This window comes from Chryseobacterium sp. OSA05B, assembly GCF_019970065.1.
GTDB lineage: Bacteria > Bacteroidota > Bacteroidia > Flavobacteriales > Weeksellaceae > Chryseobacterium.
Window position 1 is genome coordinate 290,208 of the sequence record NZ_JAHXYH010000003.1, and the last position, 24,196, is coordinate 314,403.

Consider the following 24,196-nt stretch of genomic DNA (forward strand, 5'->3'; position numbering starts at 1 on the left):
GGTTAGAATTTAGATTGAGAAAGGTCAGTATTACAAAATCAGAGTTTTGATTTTAATCTGCTTAATGTTTCCTGGGAAATATTGAGGTAGGACGCCACCATTTTGTTGGAAAGCCTGCGTACAATAATCGGGTTTTCATCCAATAGCTGGCGGTATTTTTCAAGGGCATCCTGAACGAGAAAAGACATGAGTCTCCGCGTATTGTTGACATAAGCCCCTTCGAGGTAGATTCTGTAAAATTTTTCCCACTGAGGAATCTGATCCAGCAGATGATAAAAGCTGCCGTGGGTGATATAATATATTTCTGAATCTTCCACAGCCTGAATGAATTCATCCGAAGGTTCCGAAGTGATAAAGCTCACCAAAGCAGTAGCAAACTGATTTTCAAAAGCAAAATATCGGGTAGAGTCCTGTCCTTCCTCATTGATAAAGAAGATGCGGAGACAGCCTTTCACAACAAAAAATGTTCTCTGGCTGGACTGTCCGTTTGCGAGCAGCAGTTCATTCTTTTTGAGTTTCATTGGTTTGAAACGGGAAATAATGATGTCCAGTTCTTCGTCGTTTACCGATATTTTGCTTTTAATATATGAAGCTAATAATTCTTCCATTGATGTAAAGTCAGTCGTCAGCAAATGTAGCAATAAATGCTCAATCTCTCTGTATCTGCCTGTCTCCGGATGTTTCGTCTTCCGATTGTCCTGCCTTCCAATAGGAAACCATATGCATACCGTGTGAATCCCAGTTTAATTCTGTTTTGAAATAACTGCGGATTTCTTTTGCCGTGGTATATTCGGTAGCGGCATAGACATATTCTTTCAGTATTCCTTTGGGAAAGACAAAACTTTTAACAAGATGCGCAAGTTGACTTCCCTTCTCAGGATGCGGGTTATTAAGCCATTCCACAGATAGATCGGCGGCAGAACATAAAATGGTTTCATCTTCTTTTCCATGTACCTCTAAAAAAACTTTTGCGGTTACAAAGGAAGGCAGCTGTTCTACAATTGCACTGATCACCGGTAACGCTGTAGCATCGCCAACCAGTAGATAGAAGTCAGCATCCGGAACCAATGGTCTCGTGCTTTCCTTCATGCCTATTTCAAGTAAATCACCCGGTTTTGCATTCATTGCCCATGCCGATGCCGGACTGTTTTCCCCATGAGCGACAAAATCAATAGTCAGTTCGCGGTTTTCCAGATCAATCTTACGGTTGGTGTAGGTTCTTATTCTTACTGCCGGTTCCGGGTTTTGATCTGCTGTGTGATCCGGAATAAATATTTTGTTATTGGATCCGGATTGAACATTCGTTAATAATTCAATTTGGGTTTCATCAATTTTAAATACGACCCGGATAAGATGCGGCGTGAGGTATTTTTTATCTTTAACGGTAAATACAGAGCGTATTTTTCGGGTTATTGCTGGACTTGTTGTCATTGTTGTAAAGAATTATTTTTTATTAGATATTAGGATGATCATCGAAAGAACGCAGCTTACGGCTCCAAAAAGATACACCGCCTGATAATTAAACCATCCCGCAGCAAGGCCTGCAGCCGGACCGGCCAATCCCAACGAAAGATCTACAAAAGCCACATAAGCTCCTAAAGCCGTTCCTCTCATCTGGGGTTTTACTTTCTGAATGGCCAATACTCCGAGAGCCGGGAAAATAAGGGAAAAACCTATTCCTGTCAGTCCGCATCCGATGAGGGCCACTGCTTTTGAGGCCGAAGTCCAGATCATGATCTGTCCGGCCACTTCAATTATCAACGAGATAAAAGCGACTTTGAAACCCCCAAATTTGTCAGGAAAAGAAGCAAAGAAAATTCTGGTCAAAACATAGCATGCCCCGAAAGTCATGAAAGCCAGCGATGCATCACCCCAGTTTTTCTCCATAAAGAAAAGGCCTACAAAAGAAGCAATACATCCGAATGCCATAGAGGAAAACGCAAGGCTTAACCCTTGTCCGGCTACTGTTTTGATCACCTTATAAAAAGGGGTTCTGATATGGTCTTTATCCACTGGAATAGCGGGAAGTTTCACTGTAGAAATCCAGCTGATAAGCGGCAGCAGCATGATCAGAATAAATGCCGGAAGGTCTCCAAAGCCTTTACTCAGCCAGATGCTTGACGGAGCTCCGACTGCAATACCCGCATACATGGCAATCCCGTTCCAGGTCATGACTTTTCCTGATTTTTCATGGCCTACAAGCCCTATCCCCCAGGTTAAAGCTCCCGTAACCAGAAAACTTTCACCTACTCCATGAATGATTCTGGCCAGCAGCAGAAAACCGAGGGCAAGTAAGGGGGTAGACTGGCAGGATACTGAAAGAATATAGGCCGCTCCGGCAATGACAGATAATATGATGCCTGACATTTTGCTTTTTTTAGCGCCTTTTGTATCTGTTATTTTCCCGGAATAAGCTCGGGTTACAAGGGTTGCCAGCGACTGAAGTCCAATCACCAGTCCGATGATAAGGCTGTTGAATCCTAAATTGTTCTGAACAAATTTCGGAAGTACACCCAAGGCAATTCCTATCGTCAGATATATGGCAAAAACCGACAGGATAATAGGCATGGTTGCCTGATAGAAATTAATGGTCTGTCCCTTTGCTAATGTTGCACTCATAATTTTTGTTTAAATATTTCGGTGCAAATGTCCTGGTATGGCAGAAAAAAAACTTTGACTTAGGTCAAAAAAGGAAAACAGAGCTTTTATTTAAAATCGAGAAAACCGTCAGAAAGTTTTTTCCACTGGATTTTGGAAATGCCCACCATTCCTCCTGCGGATACCATAAGATTTCTAACGATATCGATAAATCCCGCGTTGAAATTGGGTTTCTCGTTCCGTCCGTAGACTGCGGCTTTTAAGTGAGTGGGTGTTCTGGAAATCATAAACGTGGATGTAGCTTTAGGACTATAAAAATGCGCAATATGATTGCTCTGTGGATGTTCAGGATTTCTGGATGGAGTGCATGTGATCATAATACTTTCCGAGATATTGTCCTCCTGAAAACAGATATCAGTTATTTCTACCCAGTCATAGCCTTTCGCCTCCTGTTCTCCCGGACCGGGAATATCGATTCTCATGAAATCTGCCATCTGAGGAGTTCTTCCTACCCCATTTCCTTCGGAATCATAAAGTTTAAAGTCTGCAAACCCTTCTCCACAGTAGCTTTTCCATTGGTCAAACGCAAAAAATCTTTCTTTCAACAGTTCAAACTTTACCGGAAGAAGTGCCGGTTCAAACTGTTTTTCGCTTTCTGTATCGTGAAATCCACCGGATATCTGTTGGGGAACTCTTGGAATCTGTTTTGGTTTCATGAGGTGGAATTTTGTACTAAGGTATACAAAACTAAAGGATTTCTTTATGAGCAGAGTCACAACATCAGATTGGCGTGGATAAAACGCTTATTTAATAATGGAAATATAAAAACCTCTCAAGGGAGAGGCCGATGTTAAAACGTAATGTATTGAGATATATGGAGTTTTATAATGCAAGCAAAAATATAAATAATGGGATGATACATTTTATGATTGGAGTCATGTTGTGGTAATTTCATTGCGGATTTGTTAAAGTTTGCTTATTCTACCCTCTTTTTGTAAACTAATATTTATTTTTGGGTAAAAATTTAAAAGCAACAGATGGATATTGACCTGAATCATTCAATCTCACAGTCTGTACGTCCGATATGCCTATGATAATCGATGAAGAACTTTTATTGTCCTCAGGAGCCGAACTTGTCCGTTATGTGGTAAACGATGTTATTTTTAAAGAAGGTGATACCCCGAAGTATTATTTTCAGATCAAAACCGGAACTGTAAAGATCAATAACTATCATGAAGACGGACGGGAAGTCATTCACAGCATCCCTTTTGACGGGCATTGCCTTGTAGAGAGCTCCCTGTTTATTGATAAAGCCTACCCCGTTAATGCCATGGCGATGACCAGCTGCGAGATTATGAGACTGGATAAGGGTAAGTTTTTAGCGCTTATAGGCAGCTCGCCCGATCTTCTTGCAAAACTGTACAGCTATACAGCAGAAAGGATGTATTTCAGACATGTGATGCTGAATAACATTTCTGCACCTGATCCGGGAACCAAAGTAAAACGGGTGATGGAGTGTCTGAAATCTTATAATCAGTACACTGATAAGTATTCCTATCAGTTTCCGTTTACACGGCAGCAACTGGCTTCCCTTACCGGTTTATGCGTAGAAACCGTTATCCGGGTGGTTAAAAAAATGGAGAAAGAAGAAATGGTGCGAATAGAAAACGGTAAAATATTTTATTGATCAGAACTTTTTCAGCTGACTTGGGACGATGCCGAATTTCTTTTTGAAAGCCGTAGAAAAGTGGCGTGGATTTTTGTACCCCATTGCATCTGAAACTTCGCTGATATTCATATCTTTTTCCAGAATCATTTTCCTGGCTTCTTCCATTTTAAGACTGTTCCAGAATCCGAAAACGGTAGTTCCGAAGAGCTCCTTAAATCCTTTTTTAAGAGTAAATTCATTAGTTCCGGCATAATGGGCAAGCTCAATCAGTGAATGATCTGAATCACGGTTTTTCATGATAAAATCCTTTACGGCGTGAATCTTGTCAACTTCTGTCCTTTTTAAAGAACTTTTTATCAGTGACTGATCAGCGATCTGTTCAAACTGCAAAAGCATCAGTTCAATGGTTTTTGCTTCCATAAACATCCTTTTGAACAGGCCTTTTCGATCACAGTGGATGATCTCATGAATAAGCTGATACATCTGTGCATTGATCCTGTTATGAACCGGATTCAACTGACAGCCATTCCCTTTTTCCATACGGTTTCTGAAGGTTTCAAATAGCGGAGACCCTGCCGGCATAAATCTTTTGAAAAAATCCGGTGAAAGGTTGATCTCAAATAGCTCAAAATTTTTGCTCTCCCACTCCATCGTTCCTTCCATTCCCGATGCATAGATAATATTGTTCTGACAGTCTGAAAAATCTATATTTTCAGAGAAATTTCCTGAAACCGCGCTGCTTTTTCCTTTCAGGGCGAAATGCATTTCCACTGTTTCATGATCGGTTTCAAAATTCAGCAGGGTTTTGTCTGCAAGGTTGGCCTGTCCGAATCCGATATGAATATCTCCAAAATAAATCTCGCGATAACTTCCTTTTCCATACGGCAGCTCCAGATGCGTTTCACATTCCGTGATATCCTGATATTGAAAATGACCAGTGAGCGGATGGTCTCTCTCCATCAGCGGATTTGCAATATCATCTCCATACAGTTTAAGTGCCATTGATATTGGTTTATTTCTCCTTTTCACGGACTTTTTACTCCGCGATACAGACCTGAAAAGCTAAGCTTAGCATTTATATTTGCCAAAGTTAATGATTATTTAGAATCATTCTTAATTATAAAATATAAATGATGCACTTAAGCCATGTTTTATTCCGTACAGACAATCTACAACGGTCAGTTCAGCAACTGACAGATGCCGGATTTAGCGTTGAATACGGAGCTCATCCTTCCAAAGCCTACAATGCGTTTATCTGGTTTGAAGAGGGTGTTTTTATTGAGATTTTTAAAATCCGAACTATTCCCTTGCTATTCAGATGGCTGATGCGAATATTTGGGTATTCACCAGTTTTGGACCGGATGAAGGTTTGGAATGAAAGTTCAGGCTGGTGCGACTGGTCACTGGAAACCCAGGAGAAAGACCTGAAATATTATCAGCTTCTTCTGGAATATTTAGACATTGGGTGCAAGATTTTCAAAAGCACCCGAAAGGATTTTCATGGAAGAAAACTCTCATGGCGGCTTGCCATACCTGAGGACACCCAATTTCCTTTTTTAATGTCTGCCTATTCCCTAAATCCCAGACCTGAAAAGATGATACACCCTAATGGAATTAAAAAGGTGCGAATCATCAAAGTAGGAAAAGAAAAACTGGATACTGTTCTTCTCGATGCCCTCATCGAGGATAAAAAACCATTGGAACTCATAGAAGGCTGTCAAGGACTTCAGACTGTAGAGTTTCTTCATTCAGATATAAAAATAGAAGATATACTTATATAATGGAAAAGCAAAAACAACTTATTTTAAACGGAAATATGTATCAGGTGATGTGGCAGCTTTCTTGGCCGGCCGTAATTGCCATGGTCCTATATGGAATGAATAATTTTCTGGATGGAATCTTTGTCGGCCATCTGATCAGTACAACAGCACTGGCGGCAGTAGGTATAGCCTATCCGCTGGCTCAGTTTGCCCAGGGATTCGGAACCTTGATCGGAACGGGAATTGGTTCTGCAGTGAGTATCTGGATTGGCTCTGAGGACAAGGAAAAACTGAACAACTCTTTGGGAACAGCGAATTATCTTACGTTAATTTTTTCTGTTCTTATTACCATTCCATGCTTTATTTTCGGAAAAGAACTGGTATATATGATGGGCGGAAGAGGTGAAATTCTTTCATTGGGGACTGAGTACTTCCGTGCAACGATTCTCGGAAGCTTTTTCTGGATTCACGGTCTGGCCCTGAATATGATGATCCGTGCAGAAGGACGTATGAAGACCGCAGCATGGATGATTGCTGTAGGGCTGGTGGTGGATGTCGCTTTAAAACCTGTTTTTATCCATACGTTTGGCTGGGGAGTGGCCGGTGCTGCCTGGGCTACCAATATTTCAATGATTATTTACACGGTTCTTGGGGTTTGGTATTATTCCTCAGGAAAAGCTTCTTTTAAAACCAGATTCTGGTCATTAAAAAAAGACAAAGCGATTATTAAGGAAGCGCTTTCGCTGGGAATGCCGGGATTTATTATGATGATCATGATCGTTATACAGAATATTGTAGTCTTCAATGTACTGGCGAGGTACGGAAAAGATTCGGATATTACCTTTTTTACCGCAGTGAATAGATTCTATATTCTTCTGAATACCCCGCTTTGGGGCCTGATGCGAGCCCTTCAGCCGGTTTCGGGTATGAATTACGGAGCCGGAAAATATGAAAGAAGTATCAATGCCTACCGGATTTTCTCTTTAGTCGGATTAATGATTCTGTTACCATTCTGGCTCTTTGTGATGTTCTACCCATCAGGTGTATTATCGGTGATGATTCCGGATATGGTTTTCAGCAATACCCAATTGACTGATTTCAGAATTTACATGAGTATTCTGCCTGCATTGCCTTTTCTTTTCATGGCAATGGTATGGTTTCCGTCTGTAGATTATGCTAAACCGGCTACCGTGATCAGCATTTTAAGACAGGTTGTTTTCTATATTCCAGCCCTCTTGATTGTTCCTTTGATATACGGAATAAGTGGCATATATACAGCGAGTGCTGTCATTGACTGGATTATTTTTGGATTGGTGATTTATGCAGTAGGAAAAAATTGCAAAAAACTGAAAGAAAGAGCCCATTAAAAGCATAGGTTATTTTTAAGTAGAATTAATAATTTTTTAATATTTATGCTTTTATGGTGTTTTTCATAATATAAATTTTGCTTATATTTGAGCTTCGAAATAATTTTTTTTCATCATTTGTGTTTTTTTAAGGCCTCCTCATTCAGGAGGCCTTTTTCATTATATGCATACGTAATTGTTTATCTGATGTGTATATGGAAATGAAAATTGAGAAATTTGCAGGTTAAGTGTAAATACGGAATAATGAATTTGGTACTTTATACGCTGATATATATCCCTTTAAAGTGACAACTTTGTAATGTTAAACAACTTAAAACATTACACCATGTCAAAATTCAAAATCAACATCGTTGCAGGTCCGCTTTGGAGCAACGACGAAGCACAAAAAATCGGAGGCCGTATTGCTGCGGCACATTTAGGAAAATTCACTGGACAATGGAGCACCATTGTTGAAGGTCAGATGAGCGTTATCGAAGTTGAATACGATACAGAATCATCTGGAAGTACGGAATATAAATTGAATGTCCTTGCCGGACCTATCTGGAGCACTGAAGATGCGAAGGAAGTATGTCCAGCAATATGCGCTTCTTATGGAGGCACATGGACAGGAGCTTGGTCAACAGTTGTTGAAGGCAAAATGAGCGTTTGCGAATGCTTATTTAAATTCTAGGAACTATTTAAATTCATAATAGATTAATCTCCGGGGTAACCCGGAGATTTTTGATTTACCCTAAATTATTGAGTTGTTTTGATAAAATCGGTAGGCTTCGACTGCATGACAGACTGGAAACTTCTCGTAAAAGCCTGTACACTTTTATACCCTACCCGATACGCCGTTTCCGATATGGTAAGATCACCGGAACTCAGCAGTTCCAGACTTTTAATGATCCGCAATACCTGCTGGTACTTGATCAGTGTCATTCCTGTTTCTTTCTTAAAAATACGTTCCAGCGTTCGTAAGGAAAGCAGGGATATTTCACTTAAGTCTTCTATTCTGATATCTTCCTGATAATGATGGTGCAGATATTCAATCGGTTTAGACAGACGTTTATCTTCAGGAAGACTGATGTGCAGCTTCAGGGAATGTTCTACAAAACGGGGAAGTTCATTGAAAAGTGCTTTTAAGAACACCATTTCATCCGGATCTTTTATCCTGCTTTTTGACCATCTTTCCGAATACTTTATCATTTCCTTTAAAACGGGTGGAACTGAAAATACATTGATTTCACGATGAAAAGAAGCGTTTGGACCTACATCAGCAAACATGATCATCAGCTTGATTTTCTCAGAATGTGTATTCGTTTTATGAATAGAACCTGGGGGAATCCATGCAGCATGGTTTTGTGGAAGCAGATAGATCTTTCCTTCTATGGTAATGTACTGAAATCCGCTTTCTACATAGACCAGCTGCCCTTTTTCATGGGAATGAAGGATGTCATCATGGCTCCAGTTGTCTTCAAACCATACAAAATAAGGTTTGTTCAGTTCATCAATAGCAATTGTGTCGTGTGGATTCATGTCGTTTTAAGTTAAAACTTTGGCAAAATTAAACAAAACAACTGAATTAATTTTGCATCAAATATATCTGTATGATGAAGAATGAAACAAGAAAGAATGCTTCCTATGTTCTGATGCTGATCAATGTACTGGTTGTAATTCTGGTCTCCAGCAATCTGCGATCTCCTATTATTTCCGTATCTCCGGTATTGTCCGACATACGGAATGCATTGAACCTGAATAGTTTTCAGGTCAGTCTGCTTACGTCTATCCCACTGTTTATGTTTGCAACCTGTTCCGTTTTGGTCAGCAGATTTTCGCATAAATTCAGCATCAGCAGATTCCTGATGTATTCTCTGATTATTTTGAGTTTCGGATTGTTTCTACGGATTACAGGCTCTCTTTCGATGCTTTTTGCAGGATCCGTATTCATAGGCCTTGGAATCTGTATCGGAAATGTGGTGACACCGGGTTATATCAAGAATAACTTCCCAAAACAGATTGGCCTGATGACCGGTATTTTTGCAGTATCTATGAATCTTACCGCAGCTCTGGCATCAGGTTTCAGTGTAAGAATCGGTGAATGGACGGGATTCGGGTGGCGGGGTTCGCTGGGAATCTGGCTGGTGATTGCCGGATTGGGCCTTTTTGTTCTGATTCTCGAACTGATATTCAATAAAAAAAATCCGGGTCAGGCAAAAGCGGCATTAACTGTTTCTGATTTCAATATGTTTAAATCTGCTCAGGCATGGAATATCAGCATTTTTATGGGGCTGCAGTCATTGTTTTATTACTGTATGATGGCCTGGCTGCCGTCATTTTTGACTGATTACAATATGCAGGGCGAAAGTACCGGATGGGTTCTCTTCGTCATTCAGATTACCATGATTCCTGTTACCTTCTGTGCCCCGATCATTGCAGGGAAAATGAAAGATCAACGGATTTTGATCGTTCTTATCTGTACTTTAATGTTCGGAAGTACCATGATGTTCGTTTGGCTACAGTCTCAATGGATTTACGCGAATGCTATTATTATTGGTCTTTCCAACGGTTTGTCTTTCAGTTTATCCATTCTTTTCTTTTCAACAAGAACAAAAAACAGCGCTAATGCGGTAAAAATATCCGGAATGGCACAGTCTGTAGGCTATCTTATTGCGGCATTTGGTCCTCCGGTCTTTGGAAAATTGCATGACTGGGATGTTTCCTGGAAAAGTTCGTTTTACTTTTTAAGTTTCGCCGTCATCCTGATGTTTTATTTTGGAATGAAGGCGGCAAGGAATAGATGTGTGGAGGATTAAAGTAACAAAGAGTCAAGAGTCAAGAACCAAGAATAAAAACAACAGATTTTAGATGTCAGATTTCAGAAAAGAGATATGAGATTTCATATTAAGGCAAAGAAATAAGGAATATTGTTAAATCCGAGCACCATTACTCATTACTCATTACTCATGTATTAAGCTACGTCACTCTTCTTTTGTCGCTGGCTTCCACCCATTCATCTTTTTGGCATTTTGAGCAGTTTCCGGCATTTCCCTCATGTTTAAATTCCGTATGTCCACAGAAAATACAGGAATAATAGCTTTCTTTAGGGATTATTGTCAATGGATCTTCCAACGAATCAGGCATGATGGGAAGTCCATACTTCACGGCTTGATCTTCATGAAAAAATATGCTGATTTCTCCGGAACTCTCTACAATGGCTATTTCGATCTGCCCCAATTGGGATACGCCTTTTAATCTGAGCTCAGCAAAGAATTCATCACTACCGAGATTTTCCTTTTTAAAATTATCGATCGCAAATTCCCCATCTCGGATCAGGCAGGCCGAAGTACCTTCCACCAGCTTCTCAAAACTTTTGCTCTTGGCAATAAAAATTGTAATGATCGTGTATAAAAGAATAATAACGATAAAAACCAGGATTGAAGAGACAATTCCCACATCTTTATTAAACATAGGATCACCAGCTGCAGAACCTAAACCGATAATAACGACCAGTTCGAAAATAGAAAGCTGCTTCACCCCTCTTTTACCCAAAACCCTTAAGCCAATGATAATAGCCAAAAACATAATGGCAGTCCGGAGTATGATTTCCAAAAGGAAAGACCATTCTTCATGTCCCATCAATAATTCTTTCCAGTTAAGTTCTAAGAGAAATAAGGCTAGCATAGATATTAATTTAAAAGGAGTATCCAAAAAATGAGCCATAGCTATTGGCTCATGCACCTCTCTTACCTATTCATCCATTCTTCAGCAAGGATTGCATAAATCACATCATCTACCCAAACACCATTGATGTACAAACTTTTAATGAAATGCCCTTCCTTTCTGAAACCGATGCGTTCCATCAATTGTAATGAACCTGTATTATCCGGATCAATTGAAGTGGTGATTCTGTGTTTTTGCAGATCTTTAAACATCAGATTCATCAAACCTTTAAGCGCTTCTGAAGCATATCCTTTATGATGGTGTTTTTTACTTAATGTAATTCCAAATTCTACCTGATCACTGTCGATAAAATGTACACCGGTATCACCTATGATTTCTTTCGTTTCCTTATCTGTAATCAGCAACTGATACCATGTTTCCGGCTGATTGAATTCCTTGAAATTTCTGGTGATGAATGCTTCCACTTCCTCCAATGTTTTGGGGATCCAGCTTTGAAATTTATTCGTTTCCGCATCAGCGCGGTATCCGAAAATGGCTTCCTTATCATCCATATGAAGATCTCGGAGAAGCAGTCTTTCTGTTTCAAGAATCATTTTATCAATTTTAATAGGCTAAATTATGTAAAATGCCATGATTTTCAAAAAAAGTGCTTTTGGAACTGCTAAAACAAATGGAGGAAAATCATATGATTCAATAGATTGAAGTCTACAATTTCCCTCCGGAAGTGTATGGTAAGCTTACAGATCAGGTCCTATCCATGATCAGCTGCATGAAGGAGATAATCTGAATTTTTAAAGGTATCCAGTACCTCCAGTATATTCTGATAAATAAAATTCAATTCCTCTGATGTGATACAGTATGGCGGAACCAAATACATGACATTCCCCAGTGGACGCATGATGATCCCGCGTTCCAGGAATTCATCATAGAGAACCTTTCCGATCTGATTAAAATAAGAAGTATTTTGGTCTGTTTTATACTCAAAAGCCAGAATAGTTCCGGTCTGACGTACATTTTCAACATCTGAGTGCTTTGAAAGAATTTTCGTAAAATCTGAATGCTGGTTGCTAATACGCTCAATGGCCGTTAACGTTTCTTCCTGTAATAAAAGTTCCATACTGGCCAGCGCCGCAGTACATGCCAAAGGATTGGCCGTAAAAGAATGTCCGTGAAAAAGCGTTTTATACTTGTCATCAGATAAAAAGGCATTGAAAATCTCCTGTGAACAGGTCGTAATTCCCATTGGCATTGTTCCACCGGTCAGACCTTTTGAGAAGCACATAATATCCGGCATTTCCGTAAGATGATTGGCTGCGAACAGTTTTCCTGTTCTTCCGAAACCTGTGAATACTTCGTCCTGGATCATCAGAATTTCTTCATTTCTGCAAAATCTCATCAGCTCATCCAGATGTTTGGCTTCATACATCAGCATACCTGCAGCGCCTTGCACCAAAGGTTCATAGATAAAACAGGCCGTTTCTTCTGCAAGATCTTTAATCTGAATTTTTATACTTTCCAGATTTTCTGCGTTGGGTGTATCAATAAATACGACCTCAAAGAGCATACTTCCGAAAGGTTTTGTCCAGACACTTCTTCCGCTTACGGACATCGCCCCGAAGGTATCACCGTGATAAGCATTTTTAAAAGCCAGGATCTTCGTTTTTTCTTTCCCTGAATTATAGGCATACTGAATGCACATCTTCAGCGCCGCTTCCACTGCCGTGGAACCGTTATCCGAATAAAAAACCTTTTTCTGATTCTCAGGCAGCAGTTTTAATAAATTCTCTGACAACTGAACAGCCGGTTCATGCGTAAAGCCTGCAAAAATAACCTGTTCCAGGGTATTCAGCTGCTGAAAAACACGTTCTGCAATATAAGGATGGGCATGGCCGTGCAAAGTCACCCACCACGATGAAACTGCATCAATATATTTTTTCCCTTCCTCATCATATAAATAAACGCCTTTTCCTTTTACAATGGGCACTGCATCGCCCGCCGTTTTCATCTGAGTGTAAGGATGCCAGTTGACGGCTTTATCCCTTTCGGCAAGATGGGTTTGTATTAATGTTTTCATTTTTTTTTTTAATTATATGTTAGAAGTTATTGGAGATGATAGTTCTATAAGCCAACCTGTAACCCGTACCCCACATCCCGAACCTCGTTAACAACAAGTACTCTCCTTCATCTTCATCGGTTTCAGACCCAGTTTTTCCAGCATCTGCATATCTTCGGAAACGCCCGGATTTGGCGTTACCAATAAGGTTTCTCTTTCTCCTGTAAAAATAGAATTCGCTCCGGCCATAAAACACCAGGCCTGTTCTGTTTCATTCATTTCTATTCGTCCTGCACTTAATCTGACCATTGAGGAAGGCATAACAATTCTTGCGGTAGCGATCATTCTGACCATTTCCCAGGTATCTACTTTTTCGTTGTCCTCAAGCGGTGTTCCAGCTACTCTGGCTAAAGCGTTGATGGGAACTGATTCCGGATGCTTTGGCATGGTGGCCAATGTTAGAAGCATTGAAATTCTATCCCTGTGCGTTTCTCCAAGTCCGATGATCCCTCCAGAACACACCGTTATTCCTGCATTTCTTACGTTATTGATCGTATTAATCCTGTTATCGAAGGTTCTGGTTGAGATAATTTCTTCGTAATACTGTTCAGAAGTATCCAGATTATGATTGTAAGCGTATAAACCTGCTTCCTGAAGACGAATGGCCTGTTCCTCGGTAAGCATTCCTAAAGTACAGCATACTTCAAGTCCCAGTTCATTTACTCCTTTTACCATATCGATTACCCGGTCGAAATCACGGTTGTTTCGGACTTCACGCCATGCTGCAGCCATACAGAAACGGGATGAACCACTGTCTTTTGCTTTTTGAGCATGAGCAATAACGGTTTCCGTCGGAAGCAATGCCTGAACTTTGATATTGGTGTGGTAACGCGCCGCCTGACCACAGTACGAGCAGTCTTCAGGACAACCTCCCGTTTTAATGGATAATAAGGTGGAGATCTGTACTTCTGACGGATCATGCCATTCCCGGTGAACGGTGGATGCCTTATAAATAAGTTCCAGCAAAGGCTGGTGGTAAATTTCTTCTATTTCTTCTTTTGTCCAGTTGTTTCTTACGGTTGTTTTTTTGTCCATTATCATAAATTTGTTTTTGTTAATTGTTCTGCGGCAGCCTGAATGCTTTCTTTTGTAGGTTGATCAATTTCAGGAATTAGGATGACTCTTGTTTCTCTTTTAATAAAGTTGCAGATCACCCTTTCAGTATCCGGAGGAAAAGTTCCGTTGAGGATCAGATATTCCAGTTTAAGTTTTTTCTGTTCTAATGCCATGATGGAAAGCAAAGTATGATTAATACATCCTAAATAATTCCTCACCACCAATGCCACAGGAAGCTCCAGTTTTTCTATCAGATCGATCATTAAAATATCATCCGTAAGCGGAACCATAAGTCCTCCTGCTCCTTCTACAATAAGCTTATTCTCCGTTTCAGGCAGCTGAAACAAGTCAAGATTGATCTGTACATTTTCCTCTCTTGCGGATTGATGCGGTGACGCAGCCAGCTTAAAACGGTAGGTTTCCGGTTGACATACTGTGTTTGCTGTCCATGATTCTATTTTATGACTGTCTGTGTAGTCGAGATCTCCGGACTGTATAGGCTTCCAGTAATCAGCTTTAAAATATTGTGTTAAAACGGCTGAGCATATTGTTTTTCCTACTTCGGTGCCTATGCCGGTGATGAAGAGTTGGGTCATGAGTGTTACGGGTTTCAGGGTGCGAGATACGTGATTCGGGGTCTTAAGTTTGGTTTATAGGAATGCCTTAATGATTCCTGTGAGTTTTATAATTTCGTTTTTAGTATTGAAGCTGTGGAGGCATATTCTGAGTCTTTCGGTTCCAGCTTTTACAGTTGGACTATAGACGGCATAGGTTAAGAAATTATTATCAAAAAGTGCTTTTTGTAAATTTCTTAATTGTTGATTATCCGGAACCAATACAGCCTGTATTGGGCTCAATTCCGAAGATGGTGTTTCTATATTTTGATTTCTAAAAATTTCAATGTTGTGATGAAGTTTTTCTGACAGTCCCGGCTTTTGCTTTAAAAATTCATAGCCTGTTTGAATAGCCATCCATAAAAAATCCTGTGCTGCGGTTGTATAAATAAACGGAGATGCAAAATTCACCAAATATGATTTCACGGTTTCATCACACAAAACAGCCGCACCATGTGCTCCTAAAGCTTTTCCATAAGTGATTACGGCGGCAAAAACTTCATTTTGCAACTGGTATTTCTCAATCAAACCAATTCCGAAAACTCCGAAAGCATGGGCTTCATCTACAATCAGTGAAGCATTATACCTTTTCGCTAAAGCCGCAATTTCCTGAAGGGGTGCAAGATCTCCATCCATTGAATACAAGCTTTCTATGGCAATGTAACAGGGTCCGGACTGCTTTTTCAGCATACTTTCCAAATCTTCCGGATCATTGTGACGGAATTTTAATTTCTTTACATGAGACATCCTGCAGGCATCATGAACAGAACGGTGGATCTGCTCATCTACAATGATCGTGTCGTGACGGTCCGGCAGTGTAGAAAACAAAGCCAGATTCGCATTGTAGCCGGAAGAAAAAAGAAGAGTCGCTGGATATTGATGCTGTTCAGCAATGCACATTTCTGCTTCATCAGCGATAGTGCTGTTTCCGCTGATCAGTCTTGAGCCGGAGCTTCCTGAAAGAAGTTTAGGATTTTCCTGAACCTTCTGAAGCAGTTGTGCCTGAAGTTCTTTATTTCCCGCTAATCCAAGATAGTCGTTGGAATAAAAATCAATCCCTTCTGATTTTGGCTTTAAAGTCCTTAATATGCTCGCTTCTTTTCTTTTTTCAAGCGCTTCCTGTAATTTCTTAAGCATAATTTAACTCTGAAACTTCCTCTGCGATTGCATTGATCCACTGATCATGCAGTTCTTTTTCTATCGCCAGGATATTTTCTGCATGCTGGTTCCAATCCGGAGAAAATTCATTGAGCTGATTGATCATTTCTTCAAGATGCCCTTCCTCTTCCAGAATAATAGATTTCACCATAATTTTCGAAGATTCTTTGGTCAGAATATCTTGATAAACAGGATATAACTCATCTGCCCGGACTTCAATAGCATAAGTCACAAAAAGATAAGCCGCATATTTCAGCTCTTCCTTATTTAGGGTAAATACAGTTTGAAGATATCTGCAAGCCTTAACATCTAATGAATGAAGATATTGTCTGGTTGAAATTGGGGCCAAAAGTTCATCAACTTCATAGCTTTTACACAATTCGGGATCTATCTTTCCAATCTGTTTTTTTAGATAATAAGCGTGGCGGTGTTCTTCAGCAGCATGTTTCAGCTGAATCATAGTTACTGAAACCGGATGTTCACACTTTGATATCTTTCGGGCGCCTGCATTTTCCATGAATGAAAGCGTATTCAGCCATTTGGCATGGGTTACGCAATCCTGTACAATTCTTTCAAGCAGTTGTTGAAATTCCATAGATTTTTATTTTGAACCAAAATTAGTATATTGCCGGACCATTAAAAGGTGCCAGTTTTAATATTATGGATAGTCCGGTTAAGATTCCTTATCAAAGTTTTATAGAAATTGACAGAAATTCAGAAACTTCGATCTATATGCAGATTGCGAATCAATTGATCAATGCGATTCAGAGAGGTTTTCTGCCATACGGTACCAAGCTACCGGGAACGAGAACCTTTAGTGAAGTGCTGGAAATCCACAGGAATACCGCTGTTGCCGTTTATGATGAATTATCTGCACAGGGTTGGGTGGAAAGCCTTCCCAATAAAGGAACTTTCATCATCGGAGAACATCAGGAAAAACCGGTAAAGGTTAAAAACTTTGAAAAAAACAACCTTCAGAATTATCCTGAAACAACAGGTTTTTCGTTTAAAACTTCGAATATTTTAGACAATCCTTTTGAACATTCAGACTGTGAGTATGTTTTTAATGATGGTGTACCGGATATCAGACTGACTCAGATCGGACAGCATTCGAGGTTTTACAGCTCTATTCTTAAAAGGAAATCCAATCAGAAAATGCTGGGCCATTATAATCACGATGGAAGTGAATTTTTTAAGGAACATCTGTCAAATTACCTTAATCTATCCCGGGGACTGCCTATTTCAAAGAATAATCTCCTTATTACCCGAAGCACGGAAATGAGTATTTATATTGTTTCCGAAATTCTACTTTCCGCAGGAGATACCGTGTTGGTAGGTGCTTTGAGCTATTTTTCGGTCAATATGATCTTTCAAAAAGCTGGAGTTCATATTGTTTCAATGCCTATTGATGAGGATGGAATTATAGTAGAGAGCGTTCGGGAGACCTGTAAAAAGCAGAAAATCAGAATGCTTTACCTTACACCGCATCACCACTATCCTACTACTTTTGCTTTAAGTGCACAACGAAGACTTGAGCTGCTCGATCTTGCCCACGAGTATGGATTTATCATCCTTGAAGATGATTATGATTATGAATTTCATTACGACAAAAGTCCGATTCTTCCACTGGCAAGTGCAGATACTAATGGAATGGTGATTTATATCGGATCTTTTGGGAAATCATTGGCACCTGGATTCAGAACCGGCTTTATTGTCGCTCCGGAAAATCTGATGGTCGAGATGAGGAAGTATCTCGGAATTATAGACCGTCAGGGTGATATCTTAATGGAAAGGGCTTTGGGCGAAATGATTGAGGAAGGAGAAATACACCGGTATCTTAAAAAATCTTTAAAGATTTATCAGGAAAGACGGAATCACTTTGCAGAACTTCTTAAGGGAAATTTAGATGAATGTATACAGTTTCAAAAGCCTTCGGGAGGTCTCGCTTTCTGGCTGGAATGGACTATTCCGGTGAACCTGATGCAGCTGAGCCGGAACTGTGCGCAGAATAATTTATTTATTCCTAAAACACTGCTTTATCAGACCAAGGATCTTACGGCGATGAGATTGGGTTTTGGAAATCTCAACTTTGAGGAAATGGAGAAAAGTATTGAAATTCTTTCTGATCATACTAGAAAGCTGCTATAATATAATTGTTATAAATTTCCCACAGATCCCACGGATCACACAGATAATTGTTTTTTATAAATCTGTGAAATCTGTAGTATCTGTGGGATAAAAAATATACTTACTGTAATTTACCACGCAAAGTTTTATGTTTGACACTTTTCATTTTAAGGATTGAAAAAGTTGATCTGATGAAGCGAGAAGATTTGCATAACAGAGTCATTACAAATAATTGTTAAAAATTTCCCGCAGATCACACGGATCACGCAGATGATTGCGTTTTTATGAAGCTGTATGTAAGCAAAAAATATCAACCACAAAAGTCACAAAAGTTTTCTTGAAACACTTAAGTTTATTTAAAGTTTAAAAGCTTATCGTAAAAGTACACTTAAGTTTTGTGAAAATCTCTGATTTTCTTTACCATAACGGGAAGATCCGCCGGATCTTTTTAATCTGCGAGAGATAATATTTTAAACCATTAAGGACCATTAAGTTTTTAAGAATATGAAGTTTAGCATCGCATTAAAGCTTACAGCTTAAAAAATCATTTGATTTTTCTTAACCAACCTTACTACCTTCATTTATCTTAATGTTTTAGAAAGTGTACCATGAGAATCTGGGAAAGGAAAAGAAATGGGTTTATTTATGTTTGATTTTAAATGAAGTTTTGAAATTAAACACAGATGACACAGATTTTCACAGATGTTTGCGTTGTATGGGTTTTTGAAATCCGTGCGACAAAAGTAGAATTAGTTGTAAGGAACTTTGAAATAAAAAAAGTGCAACGGTTAGGTTACACTTATCTAAAATTTTGTTTTTGTTAATTTGTAGGCACTAAAGCCTTCATTTTCTTTTTCTTGGGTTTCTTCTTTTTTCTGTTCAGATAAATAATGAATCCTGTGATGGGAAGTGAAGCTGCAATCATACCTGCAAAAAGGTATAAAATCCGGCCTGTCATTCCAAATATGCTTCCTGTATGAAGGTCATAATTTCTTTCTCTTAAAGCCGTTCCATTACCGATATTTTTGTCTTTATAGGATTGATGTTTTAGGATTTTTCCTGAGTACTGATCAAAATTGAACTGCTCATTCTGGTACTGTTTATCACCGTAGGTTACCTCAGCATAATAAGTTCCTTCTTCTGTTTTCGGAAAGCTGATGAGTGCGGATTTTTTATCAGCCAGGCTCTTTTCTATCCTGTTTCCTACAATATTCAAGATCTTTTTCTTGTCTGAAGATTCTTCGGAAGGAATGGTACTTTTAGCCTTCTGTTCAGTCTTCACCTTTCCGTTCAGTGTTTTTTTGACCCATTGATCCACCTCTTCAAAATTCCATATCAAGGCAGCGTATGAGATAAGACATAAAGGAATAACGGCATAAAATCCCAGGACATTGTGCATATCGTAATTAACCCTTTTCCATTTGGCTGATGTCTTGATCATAAACATCCCTTTGAGTGCTTTCTTATTCATTTTACGTGGAAACCAGATGACCAGTCCTGAGAAAAGCATGACAGCCAATATCAATGTTGAAGATCCGGTAATGGTTTTACCAATTTTTTCACCCAATAAGAGTCTGCGGTGAAGATCCATCACGATCTCAAAAAAATCATTTTTGGCATTTTCAACCTCAAGAACTTTTCCGGTGTAAGGATCCACATAAACCCTGTAATAATGAATATAAGAACCCCAATAGGTCAAAGCCTCCTTGTCCATTTTCAGGGAGCGAAACGCATAGCTTCTGGATGGATCTGAGGATATTTCTACCCTGCTTACCTTTAAACTGTCCGGAAGCGCCTGCTCTGCTTTCAATTTAAGTTCAGAAAATGGGAGTTTTTCTTTTTTTATAGTTTTGACGAAATATTTCTCCGGGTGTATGGCATGTTTCAGTTCTTTTTCAAAAGCGAGAATACATCCTGTCACTGCCATTATCACAATTATAAGCCCGGACGTTAGTCCGAGCCATAGATGTAATTGATATGCTGTCTTTCTGAGTATAGAATTCATATTAAAACTTAAGAGTAACCTCCGCCACAAAGTTACGAGGCATTTGGGCAACTATAACACCCTGCCCTGCGAAATACTGCGCATTTCCTAAATTATTCATTTTAAATCCTAATCTGTATCTTTCTTTTTCAAGAGATACGGAAGCGTTCACTAAAGTATAAGCCGGGAATATAAACTGTCCTGTTGTCACGTTGTCTACGCTAATCTGCTCACCCACACGGTTCACACCAAAGCCTACTCCGAGACCTGAAAGTCCTTGGATCGGCAATATGTAGCTCACCCATGAATTGAATACATTAGCCGGACCTGAAGACGATGGACGACGGCCATCTACATTGGCAGCAGCCTTTACAAACTTACTGTCGTTATAAGAATATCCCGCCATAATGTTCAGTCCCTGGATCGGGTTCAGGATGGTTTCAATTTCGATCCCTTTACTTCTTTGTTCTCCGTCCTGGATCGTCACATTATAACTTGTTCCGCCGCGGGTCACAATATCTGCTCTTAGCATATTGTCAACCAGAATATCATAATATCCTACCGTGAAATTCACTCTGTTTCTCCAAAGATTTCCTTTGAATCCTACTTCCCACTGATTGGATCTCTGCGGTTTGAAATCTCCACTAAAGTCTGCAAGCGGCTGCGCAACCGGAGCTACATTACTGAAACCATTCATATAGTTAGCATAGGCAGAGAGACGGTCTTTGAAGATCTGATAGGATAAACCAAGTTTTGGAGACAACGCATTCTGGTTGAATGTCCCCGTATTGGTATTCTTAACCAGATCAAGTTGTCCTTTGCTTTCATAATGGTCAAAACGTAAACTTAGCAAAGTAACCAAACGGTCTGTAATATATACCGCATCAGAAATATAAGCGCCATAAATATTGCTTGATGCTGTATTTCTTACTAAAGGTGCTGTAGAAGTTTGAATTTTCTGTAACGCTAAATCTCTGGTTATATTTCCATATAATCCTGTGACAGGCGAAGCTATAGGTGCTGTAGGATTTTTAGGGTCAATGTAATCAAAAACAACAATTGGAGAAAGGTTATTGTTCAAAGACTGGTTTAAATAATCTAATCCGACAAGAACTTTATTTTTGATTTTTCCTATTTTAAATTCCCCGTTAAAGTTCTGCTGAATGCTGGTAGACGCTCCTTCACCATTCTGCCACTGTACATTACGCTCCAAAAGGTTATCTGTAGCTCCTCTCATGAACTGATACTGATAGAGTCCTTCCGTTTTTCTGTAATTTCTTGAGATCAGAGTCTGAGAACTCCACTGATCTGAAATTTTATAATTAATCTCAGCTTTTACATTGATGGAAGGTGCTTTTAAGGTCATATCATTATTGGAATAAGACCTCTTCCAGTCATATCCAAGCTCATCAGGCGTGGTTGCGATGAATGCTCTGGTTCTCGGTAAAAAGATAATCGGTGTATTCGTTCCTTCATAGGTGTAAATCTGGGCTCCCAAATTAAACTTTAACCGGTCATTCACCTGGTAGCTGAATGTAGGCGCTACAAACATGGATTTTCTGAACTCCGAATCTCTGAATCCGTTCTGATATTGGTACGCTGCATTCAAACGGAATAAAGTCTTCCTTGAATCCGTGATTGGGCCATATACATCAGCCGTGACACGGTTCAGGTTATAACTTCCCAAAAGATAAGAAGCTTCTCCGCCGAAATAATCTTTAGGCTTTTTCGTCACCACATTAATTAATCCCCCAAAAGAATTTACCGCACCACCGTAAAGCGTTCCGGAAGGTCCTTTGATCACATCGATACGTTCAATATCCGCCGGATCAATTTCTGAGTTGGTGGTCGCAGGAACACCATCTACCATAGAAACTCTGGTAGGGAAACCTCTTAAATTGTAGTAGAAACTTCCGTCTCCCGCTCTACCCGCACTTCCCTGCATTTTCACAATACCCGGAACGTTTTTTAAAGCGTCCGACATATCATACACCAACTGCTCTTTCAGAATCTGCTGGTTGATGCTTGTATACATTTGGGGATTTTCAATGTTTCTCAAAGGCATTTTAGAGATCGAAGTACTGTCTCTGTCCAGAAATTTATTTCTGCTGAACGCATATACGGTAATGCCTTCGATAACATTGTTTTCTGTCTCAGGATAAATTACCGGAATTTCAAAGACATCTTTTTCAATACGGATCTGCTCACGCATCAATTCAATATCATTTAAAACCACCTGAAGCGTATATTCTCCTGGTGGCACATTATCAAAATAGTATTCTCCTAAATTGTTGGTCTTAGCCTGATACGGCGTATTGACTAATCTTAAAAGCGCATTCTTCACGGGCACTTTTTCAGACAACATGATCTTTCCGTTGACGCGTTCATTCTGCTGGGCAGAAACAAATAATGGAAGACCGACAAGAAATAAAAGTAATATAGGGGTTTTAAATATTTTCATGCTGTAAGTTTTGTAACAGGGGATAGTTGATTTTGCCGTTTTGTGATAATGGAAATGATTCTATGTGTTCGGTGCGTACGTATTGCGGATTGATGCGCAGTTTATTCTTAATGGTTTCCTTAATGCTCTCAGGATCAATTTCAATATTGTTATACAGAACAATGATTTTTTTATCATTGCCGTTCAGACAAACAACTGTATTGCCTTCCAGCTCATTCTTAAGGATAAACTCTACCTCATCCAGGTTAAGACGGATCCCAAAAAGCTTCATGATGCGTTTAATTCTTCCTGTAATATAATACAGTCCGTTCTGCCCTCTTCTGCCTGTATCTCCTGTATGAAGAAGTCTAGGTTGTTCGTAGGTAGACAGATCTTCAAGCTTGTTGGCATAACCTCCACTGATGCTTGAATGTAAAAAGAGCAGTTCATCCGTTTCAGGATCGACCTGGAAACTTCCTCCGTGTACAGGAGTACCAATAGATGTTTCTTCTTCAAGAAGTCCGTCCGTCGTAAGATAAGCCATTCTTCCGCCTGCTTCGGTTTGTCCGTACTGAGCAAAAAACTGTTTTTCAAATTCATGACAGTAATTGAAGATGGTTTTCCTCAATTCAGCATTGATCACCCCTCCTGTATGGGTCATGTATCTCAGACTGGTACTGTCTTTTCTGAAGAATCCGATTCTGTTCAGGTTTTCGTACAGATACGGAACACCTCCCAGCGTGCTGTATCCATACGCTTCCATTTCGTCCCAGAATGCTTTCTGCATAATGTCTTTGTCTGTACAAACGATTCTTCCCGCACGCATACAGTTGGTGGTAAAAATAGAAAAACCGTACACGAAATTAATCGGTACGTTGAGCGGAACTACATCAGATTCCAGGATCGGCATATATTGAAGGATGCTCACAGCATTCTGATAAAGATTTTCATCGGAAAGCTTCACCAGTTTCGGAACTCCGGTAGTTCCGGAAGTACTTAAAAGGATCTTGATGTCAGGATGAATCGTCACTTCCGGCTGGTAATCTTCCTTAGCAAAGATTTTCACCGTTTCTGAAAACTCCTTTAACGAATATCCCTGAACCTCATCTCTTGAGGGGTCAAAGATATATTTGGGACGGTATTCCGCTTCCAGACGTTCTTTAAATTCCGGATGAAGTTTCTGTCCCAAAACAGCAATGGCATGTGCCGTTCCATAGAAATTGAGGAGCACCTCAATACTGGGCAGCTGATTGTCATTGTACAAAAAGATCAATCCTTTTTCTACAGGATTGAGGCCTAAAGACCGGTACAGGGTTCCAACCGGCGTGGAAGCACCGGTGGAAGCATCTGTAAACAACAAGTTCTTGTTGGCAATTACATTTTCTAAAATTTTCATATACTTAGTTTTCTACGAGTACATCGTATTTTTTCATTTTTTCGCGGATCTTTCCGACGGTTCCCATTTCAAGGATGTCGTTGAAGTCAAACTTGACCCGGTAGAACTGCTCCAAAGCTTCTACAATAAGCAGATGCGACATGGAATCCCACTCAGGAATTTCCTGGTACGTAAGATTTTCGTCTACCAATTCTTTTTTCACAGCGATTGCTGATGCGATAATTTCATAAAATTCGTCTGTTGTGTGCATT

Annotated in this window: 23 protein-coding genes; 6 read left to right on the plus strand and 17 right to left on the minus strand. The window is 39.7% G+C overall.

Annotated elements, in window-relative coordinates; all coding sequences use genetic code 11:
* Positions 1–38 precede the first annotated feature (38 nt).
* The 4 genes from LC419_RS13495 to LC419_RS13510 form a co-directional block, all read right to left on the minus strand.
* Entirely contained in the window at positions 39–608 is a 570-nt protein-coding gene (locus LC419_RS13495; RefSeq protein ID WP_223607853.1) for a Crp/Fnr family transcriptional regulator, read from the minus strand.
* A gap of 40 nt (positions 609–648) precedes the next feature.
* Positions 649–1,431, minus strand: a complete 783-nt coding sequence (locus LC419_RS13500; RefSeq protein WP_223607854.1) for a siderophore-interacting protein — start codon at positions 1,429–1,431, stop codon at positions 649–651.
* A gap of 12 nt (positions 1,432–1,443) precedes the next feature.
* Positions 1,444–2,619: an MFS transporter gene (locus LC419_RS13505; RefSeq protein WP_223607855.1), complete on the minus strand. Its 1,176-nt coding sequence runs from the start codon at positions 2,617–2,619 to the stop codon at positions 1,444–1,446.
* 86 nt (positions 2,620–2,705) lie between these two features.
* Positions 2,706–3,314, minus strand: a complete 609-nt coding sequence (locus LC419_RS13510; RefSeq protein WP_223607856.1) for a hypothetical protein — start codon at positions 3,312–3,314, stop codon at positions 2,706–2,708.
* A 368-nt stretch (positions 3,315–3,682) separates the two neighbouring features.
* On the opposite strand from LC419_RS13510, the gene LC419_RS13515 reads away from it, so the two are divergent.
* Entirely contained in the window at positions 3,683–4,285 is a 603-nt protein-coding gene (locus tag LC419_RS13515; protein ID WP_223607857.1) for a Crp/Fnr family transcriptional regulator, read from the plus strand.
* On the opposite strand, the gene LC419_RS13520 is transcribed toward LC419_RS13515, so the two are convergent.
* On the minus strand, positions 4,286–5,269 hold the full coding sequence (locus LC419_RS13520) for an AraC family transcriptional regulator (RefSeq protein WP_223607858.1): 984 nt from the start codon (positions 5,267–5,269) through the stop codon (positions 4,286–4,288).
* A 128-nt stretch (positions 5,270–5,397) separates the two neighbouring features.
* Between LC419_RS13520 and LC419_RS13525 the strand changes: the two genes are divergently transcribed.
* From LC419_RS13525 to LC419_RS13535, 3 genes are all read left to right on the plus strand, one after another.
* A complete protein-coding gene (locus LC419_RS13525; RefSeq protein ID WP_223607859.1) occupies positions 5,398–6,048 on the plus strand; it encodes a VOC family protein in 651 nt (216 codons plus the stop codon).
* Positions 6,048–7,394, plus strand: a complete 1,347-nt coding sequence (locus tag LC419_RS13530) for an MATE family efflux transporter (protein ID WP_223607860.1) — start codon at positions 6,048–6,050, stop codon at positions 7,392–7,394. The genes LC419_RS13525 and LC419_RS13530 overlap by 1 nt, the downstream gene beginning before the upstream one ends.
* A 325-nt stretch (positions 7,395–7,719) precedes the next feature.
* Complete coding sequence (locus LC419_RS13535; protein ID WP_223607861.1) at positions 7,720–8,064, plus strand: mannan-binding lectin; 345 nt, start codon at positions 7,720–7,722, stop codon at positions 8,062–8,064.
* A 65-nt stretch (positions 8,065–8,129) separates the two neighbouring features.
* Here LC419_RS13535 and LC419_RS13540 read toward each other — a convergent pair whose 3' ends face one another.
* The gene (locus LC419_RS13540) at positions 8,130–8,912 is read right to left on the minus strand and encodes an AraC family transcriptional regulator (protein ID WP_223607862.1); all 783 of its coding nucleotides are present in this window, start codon (positions 8,910–8,912) and stop codon (positions 8,130–8,132) included.
* Positions 8,913–8,983: 71 nt separating this feature from the next.
* On the opposite strand from LC419_RS13540, the gene LC419_RS13545 reads away from it, so the two are divergent.
* Positions 8,984–10,189 (plus strand): MFS transporter, encoded by a 1,206-nt coding sequence (locus LC419_RS13545; protein WP_223607863.1) that lies wholly within the window; start codon positions 8,984–8,986, stop codon positions 10,187–10,189.
* 160 nt (positions 10,190–10,349) lie between these two features.
* On the opposite strand, the gene LC419_RS13550 is transcribed toward LC419_RS13545, so the two are convergent.
* The 7 genes from LC419_RS13550 to LC419_RS13580 form a co-directional block, all read right to left on the minus strand.
* Positions 10,350–11,057 carry a DUF421 domain-containing protein gene (locus tag LC419_RS13550; RefSeq protein ID WP_223607864.1) on the minus strand — a complete coding sequence of 236 codons (708 nt, stop codon included), beginning with the start codon at positions 11,055–11,057 and terminating at the stop codon, positions 10,350–10,352.
* Between the two features lie 62 nt (positions 11,058–11,119).
* Positions 11,120–11,650, minus strand: a complete 531-nt coding sequence (locus LC419_RS13555; RefSeq protein WP_223607865.1) for a GNAT family N-acetyltransferase — start codon at positions 11,648–11,650, stop codon at positions 11,120–11,122.
* 158 nt (positions 11,651–11,808) lie between these two features.
* Positions 11,809–13,131 carry an adenosylmethionine--8-amino-7-oxononanoate transaminase gene (gene bioA / locus LC419_RS13560; RefSeq protein ID WP_223607866.1) on the minus strand — a complete coding sequence of 441 codons (1,323 nt, stop codon included), beginning with the start codon at positions 13,129–13,131 and terminating at the stop codon, positions 11,809–11,811.
* Positions 13,132–13,218: 87 nt separating this feature from the next.
* Positions 13,219–14,205 carry a biotin synthase BioB gene (gene bioB / locus LC419_RS13565; protein ID WP_223607867.1) on the minus strand — a complete coding sequence of 329 codons (987 nt, stop codon included), beginning with the start codon at positions 14,203–14,205 and terminating at the stop codon, positions 13,219–13,221.
* A gap of 2 nt (positions 14,206–14,207) precedes the next feature.
* Positions 14,208–14,822: a dethiobiotin synthase gene (bioD, locus tag LC419_RS13570; RefSeq protein WP_223607868.1), complete on the minus strand. Its 615-nt coding sequence runs from the start codon at positions 14,820–14,822 to the stop codon at positions 14,208–14,210.
* Between the two features lie 54 nt (positions 14,823–14,876).
* Positions 14,877–15,977 carry an aminotransferase class I/II-fold pyridoxal phosphate-dependent enzyme gene (locus LC419_RS13575; protein ID WP_223607869.1) on the minus strand — a complete coding sequence of 367 codons (1,101 nt, stop codon included), beginning with the start codon at positions 15,975–15,977 and terminating at the stop codon, positions 14,877–14,879.
* Positions 15,970–16,593: a hypothetical protein gene (locus tag LC419_RS13580; protein WP_223607870.1), complete on the minus strand. Its 624-nt coding sequence runs from the start codon at positions 16,591–16,593 to the stop codon at positions 15,970–15,972. Before LC419_RS13580 ends, LC419_RS13575 begins: the two co-directional genes overlap by 8 nt.
* 65 nt (positions 16,594–16,658) lie before the next feature.
* Between LC419_RS13580 and LC419_RS13585 the strand changes: the two genes are divergently transcribed.
* Positions 16,659–18,146, plus strand: coding sequence for a PLP-dependent aminotransferase family protein (locus LC419_RS13585; RefSeq protein ID WP_223607871.1), 1,488 nt, complete (start codon positions 16,659–16,661; stop codon positions 18,144–18,146).
* 799 nt (positions 18,147–18,945) lie between these two features.
* Here LC419_RS13585 and LC419_RS13590 read toward each other — a convergent pair.
* From LC419_RS13590 to LC419_RS13605, 4 genes are read right to left on the minus strand one after another with little or no spacing between them, the layout of a single operon-like run.
* Positions 18,946–20,130 carry a PepSY domain-containing protein gene (locus LC419_RS13590; RefSeq protein WP_223607872.1) on the minus strand — a complete coding sequence of 395 codons (1,185 nt, stop codon included), beginning with the start codon at positions 20,128–20,130 and terminating at the stop codon, positions 18,946–18,948.
* 1 nt (position 20,131) lies between these two features.
* Positions 20,132–22,570, minus strand: coding sequence for a TonB-dependent receptor (locus tag LC419_RS13595; RefSeq protein ID WP_223607873.1), 2,439 nt, complete (start codon positions 22,568–22,570; stop codon positions 20,132–20,134).
* Positions 22,557–23,945: an AMP-binding protein gene (locus LC419_RS13600; RefSeq protein WP_223607874.1), complete on the minus strand. Its 1,389-nt coding sequence runs from the start codon at positions 23,943–23,945 to the stop codon at positions 22,557–22,559. Before LC419_RS13600 ends, LC419_RS13595 begins: the two co-directional genes overlap by 14 nt.
* 4 nt (positions 23,946–23,949) lie before the next feature.
* Positions 23,950–24,195: an acyl carrier protein gene (locus tag LC419_RS13605; RefSeq protein ID WP_062646915.1), complete on the minus strand. Its 246-nt coding sequence runs from the start codon at positions 24,193–24,195 to the stop codon at positions 23,950–23,952.
* Position 24,196: the final 1 nt, after the last annotated feature.

Bases quoted from the DNA above. Each gene is read 5' to 3' on its own strand.
- LC419_RS13535 (WP_223607861.1), top strand. From the start codon at position 7,720: ATGTCAAAATTCAAAATCAACATCGTTGCAGGTCCGCTTTGGAGCAAC.
- LC419_RS13605 (WP_062646915.1), bottom strand. From the start codon at position 24,195: ATGCACACAACAGACGAATTTTATGAAATTATCGCATCAGCAATCGCT.
- LC419_RS13510 (WP_223607856.1), bottom strand. From the start codon at position 3,314: ATGAAACCAAAACAGATTCCAAGAGTTCCCCAACAGATATCCGGTGGA.
- LC419_RS13545 (WP_223607863.1), top strand. From the start codon at position 8,984: ATGATGAAGAATGAAACAAGAAAGAATGCTTCCTATGTTCTGATGCTG.
- LC419_RS13540 (WP_223607862.1), bottom strand. From the start codon at position 8,912: ATGAATCCACACGACACAATTGCTATTGATGAACTGAACAAACCTTAT.
- LC419_RS13495 (WP_223607853.1), bottom strand. From the start codon at position 608: ATGGAAGAATTATTAGCTTCATATATTAAAAGCAAAATATCGGTAAAC.
- LC419_RS13585 (WP_223607871.1), top strand. From the start codon at position 16,659: ATGGATAGTCCGGTTAAGATTCCTTATCAAAGTTTTATAGAAATTGAC.
- LC419_RS13505 (WP_223607855.1), bottom strand. From the start codon at position 2,619: ATGAGTGCAACATTAGCAAAGGGACAGACCATTAATTTCTATCAGGCA.
- LC419_RS13530 (WP_223607860.1), top strand. From the start codon at position 6,048: ATGGAAAAGCAAAAACAACTTATTTTAAACGGAAATATGTATCAGGTG.
- LC419_RS13515 (WP_223607857.1), top strand. From the start codon at position 3,683: ATGCCTATGATAATCGATGAAGAACTTTTATTGTCCTCAGGAGCCGAA.
- LC419_RS13580 (WP_223607870.1), bottom strand. From the start codon at position 16,593: ATGGAATTTCAACAACTGCTTGAAAGAATTGTACAGGATTGCGTAACC.
- LC419_RS13555 (WP_223607865.1), bottom strand. From the start codon at position 11,650: ATGATTCTTGAAACAGAAAGACTGCTTCTCCGAGATCTTCATATGGAT.
- bioB (WP_223607867.1), bottom strand. From the start codon at position 14,205: ATGGACAAAAAAACAACCGTAAGAAACAACTGGACAAAAGAAGAAATA.
- LC419_RS13575 (WP_223607869.1), bottom strand. From the start codon at position 15,977: ATGCTTAAGAAATTACAGGAAGCGCTTGAAAAAAGAAAAGAAGCGAGC.
- LC419_RS13600 (WP_223607874.1), bottom strand. From the start codon at position 23,945: ATGAAAATTTTAGAAAATGTAATTGCCAACAAGAACTTGTTGTTTACA.
- LC419_RS13525 (WP_223607859.1), top strand. From the start codon at position 5,398: ATGATGCACTTAAGCCATGTTTTATTCCGTACAGACAATCTACAACGG.
- LC419_RS13520 (WP_223607858.1), bottom strand. From the start codon at position 5,269: ATGGCACTTAAACTGTATGGAGATGATATTGCAAATCCGCTGATGGAG.
- LC419_RS13500 (WP_223607854.1), bottom strand. From the start codon at position 1,431: ATGACAACAAGTCCAGCAATAACCCGAAAAATACGCTCTGTATTTACC.
- LC419_RS13595 (WP_223607873.1), bottom strand. From the start codon at position 22,570: ATGAAAATATTTAAAACCCCTATATTACTTTTATTTCTTGTCGGTCTT.
- LC419_RS13550 (WP_223607864.1), bottom strand. From the start codon at position 11,057: ATGCTAGCCTTATTTCTCTTAGAACTTAACTGGAAAGAATTATTGATG.
- bioD (WP_223607868.1), bottom strand. From the start codon at position 14,822: ATGACCCAACTCTTCATCACCGGCATAGGCACCGAAGTAGGAAAAACA.
- bioA (WP_223607866.1), bottom strand. From the start codon at position 13,131: ATGAAAACATTAATACAAACCCATCTTGCCGAAAGGGATAAAGCCGTC.
- LC419_RS13590 (WP_223607872.1), bottom strand. From the start codon at position 20,130: ATGAATTCTATACTCAGAAAGACAGCATATCAATTACATCTATGGCTC.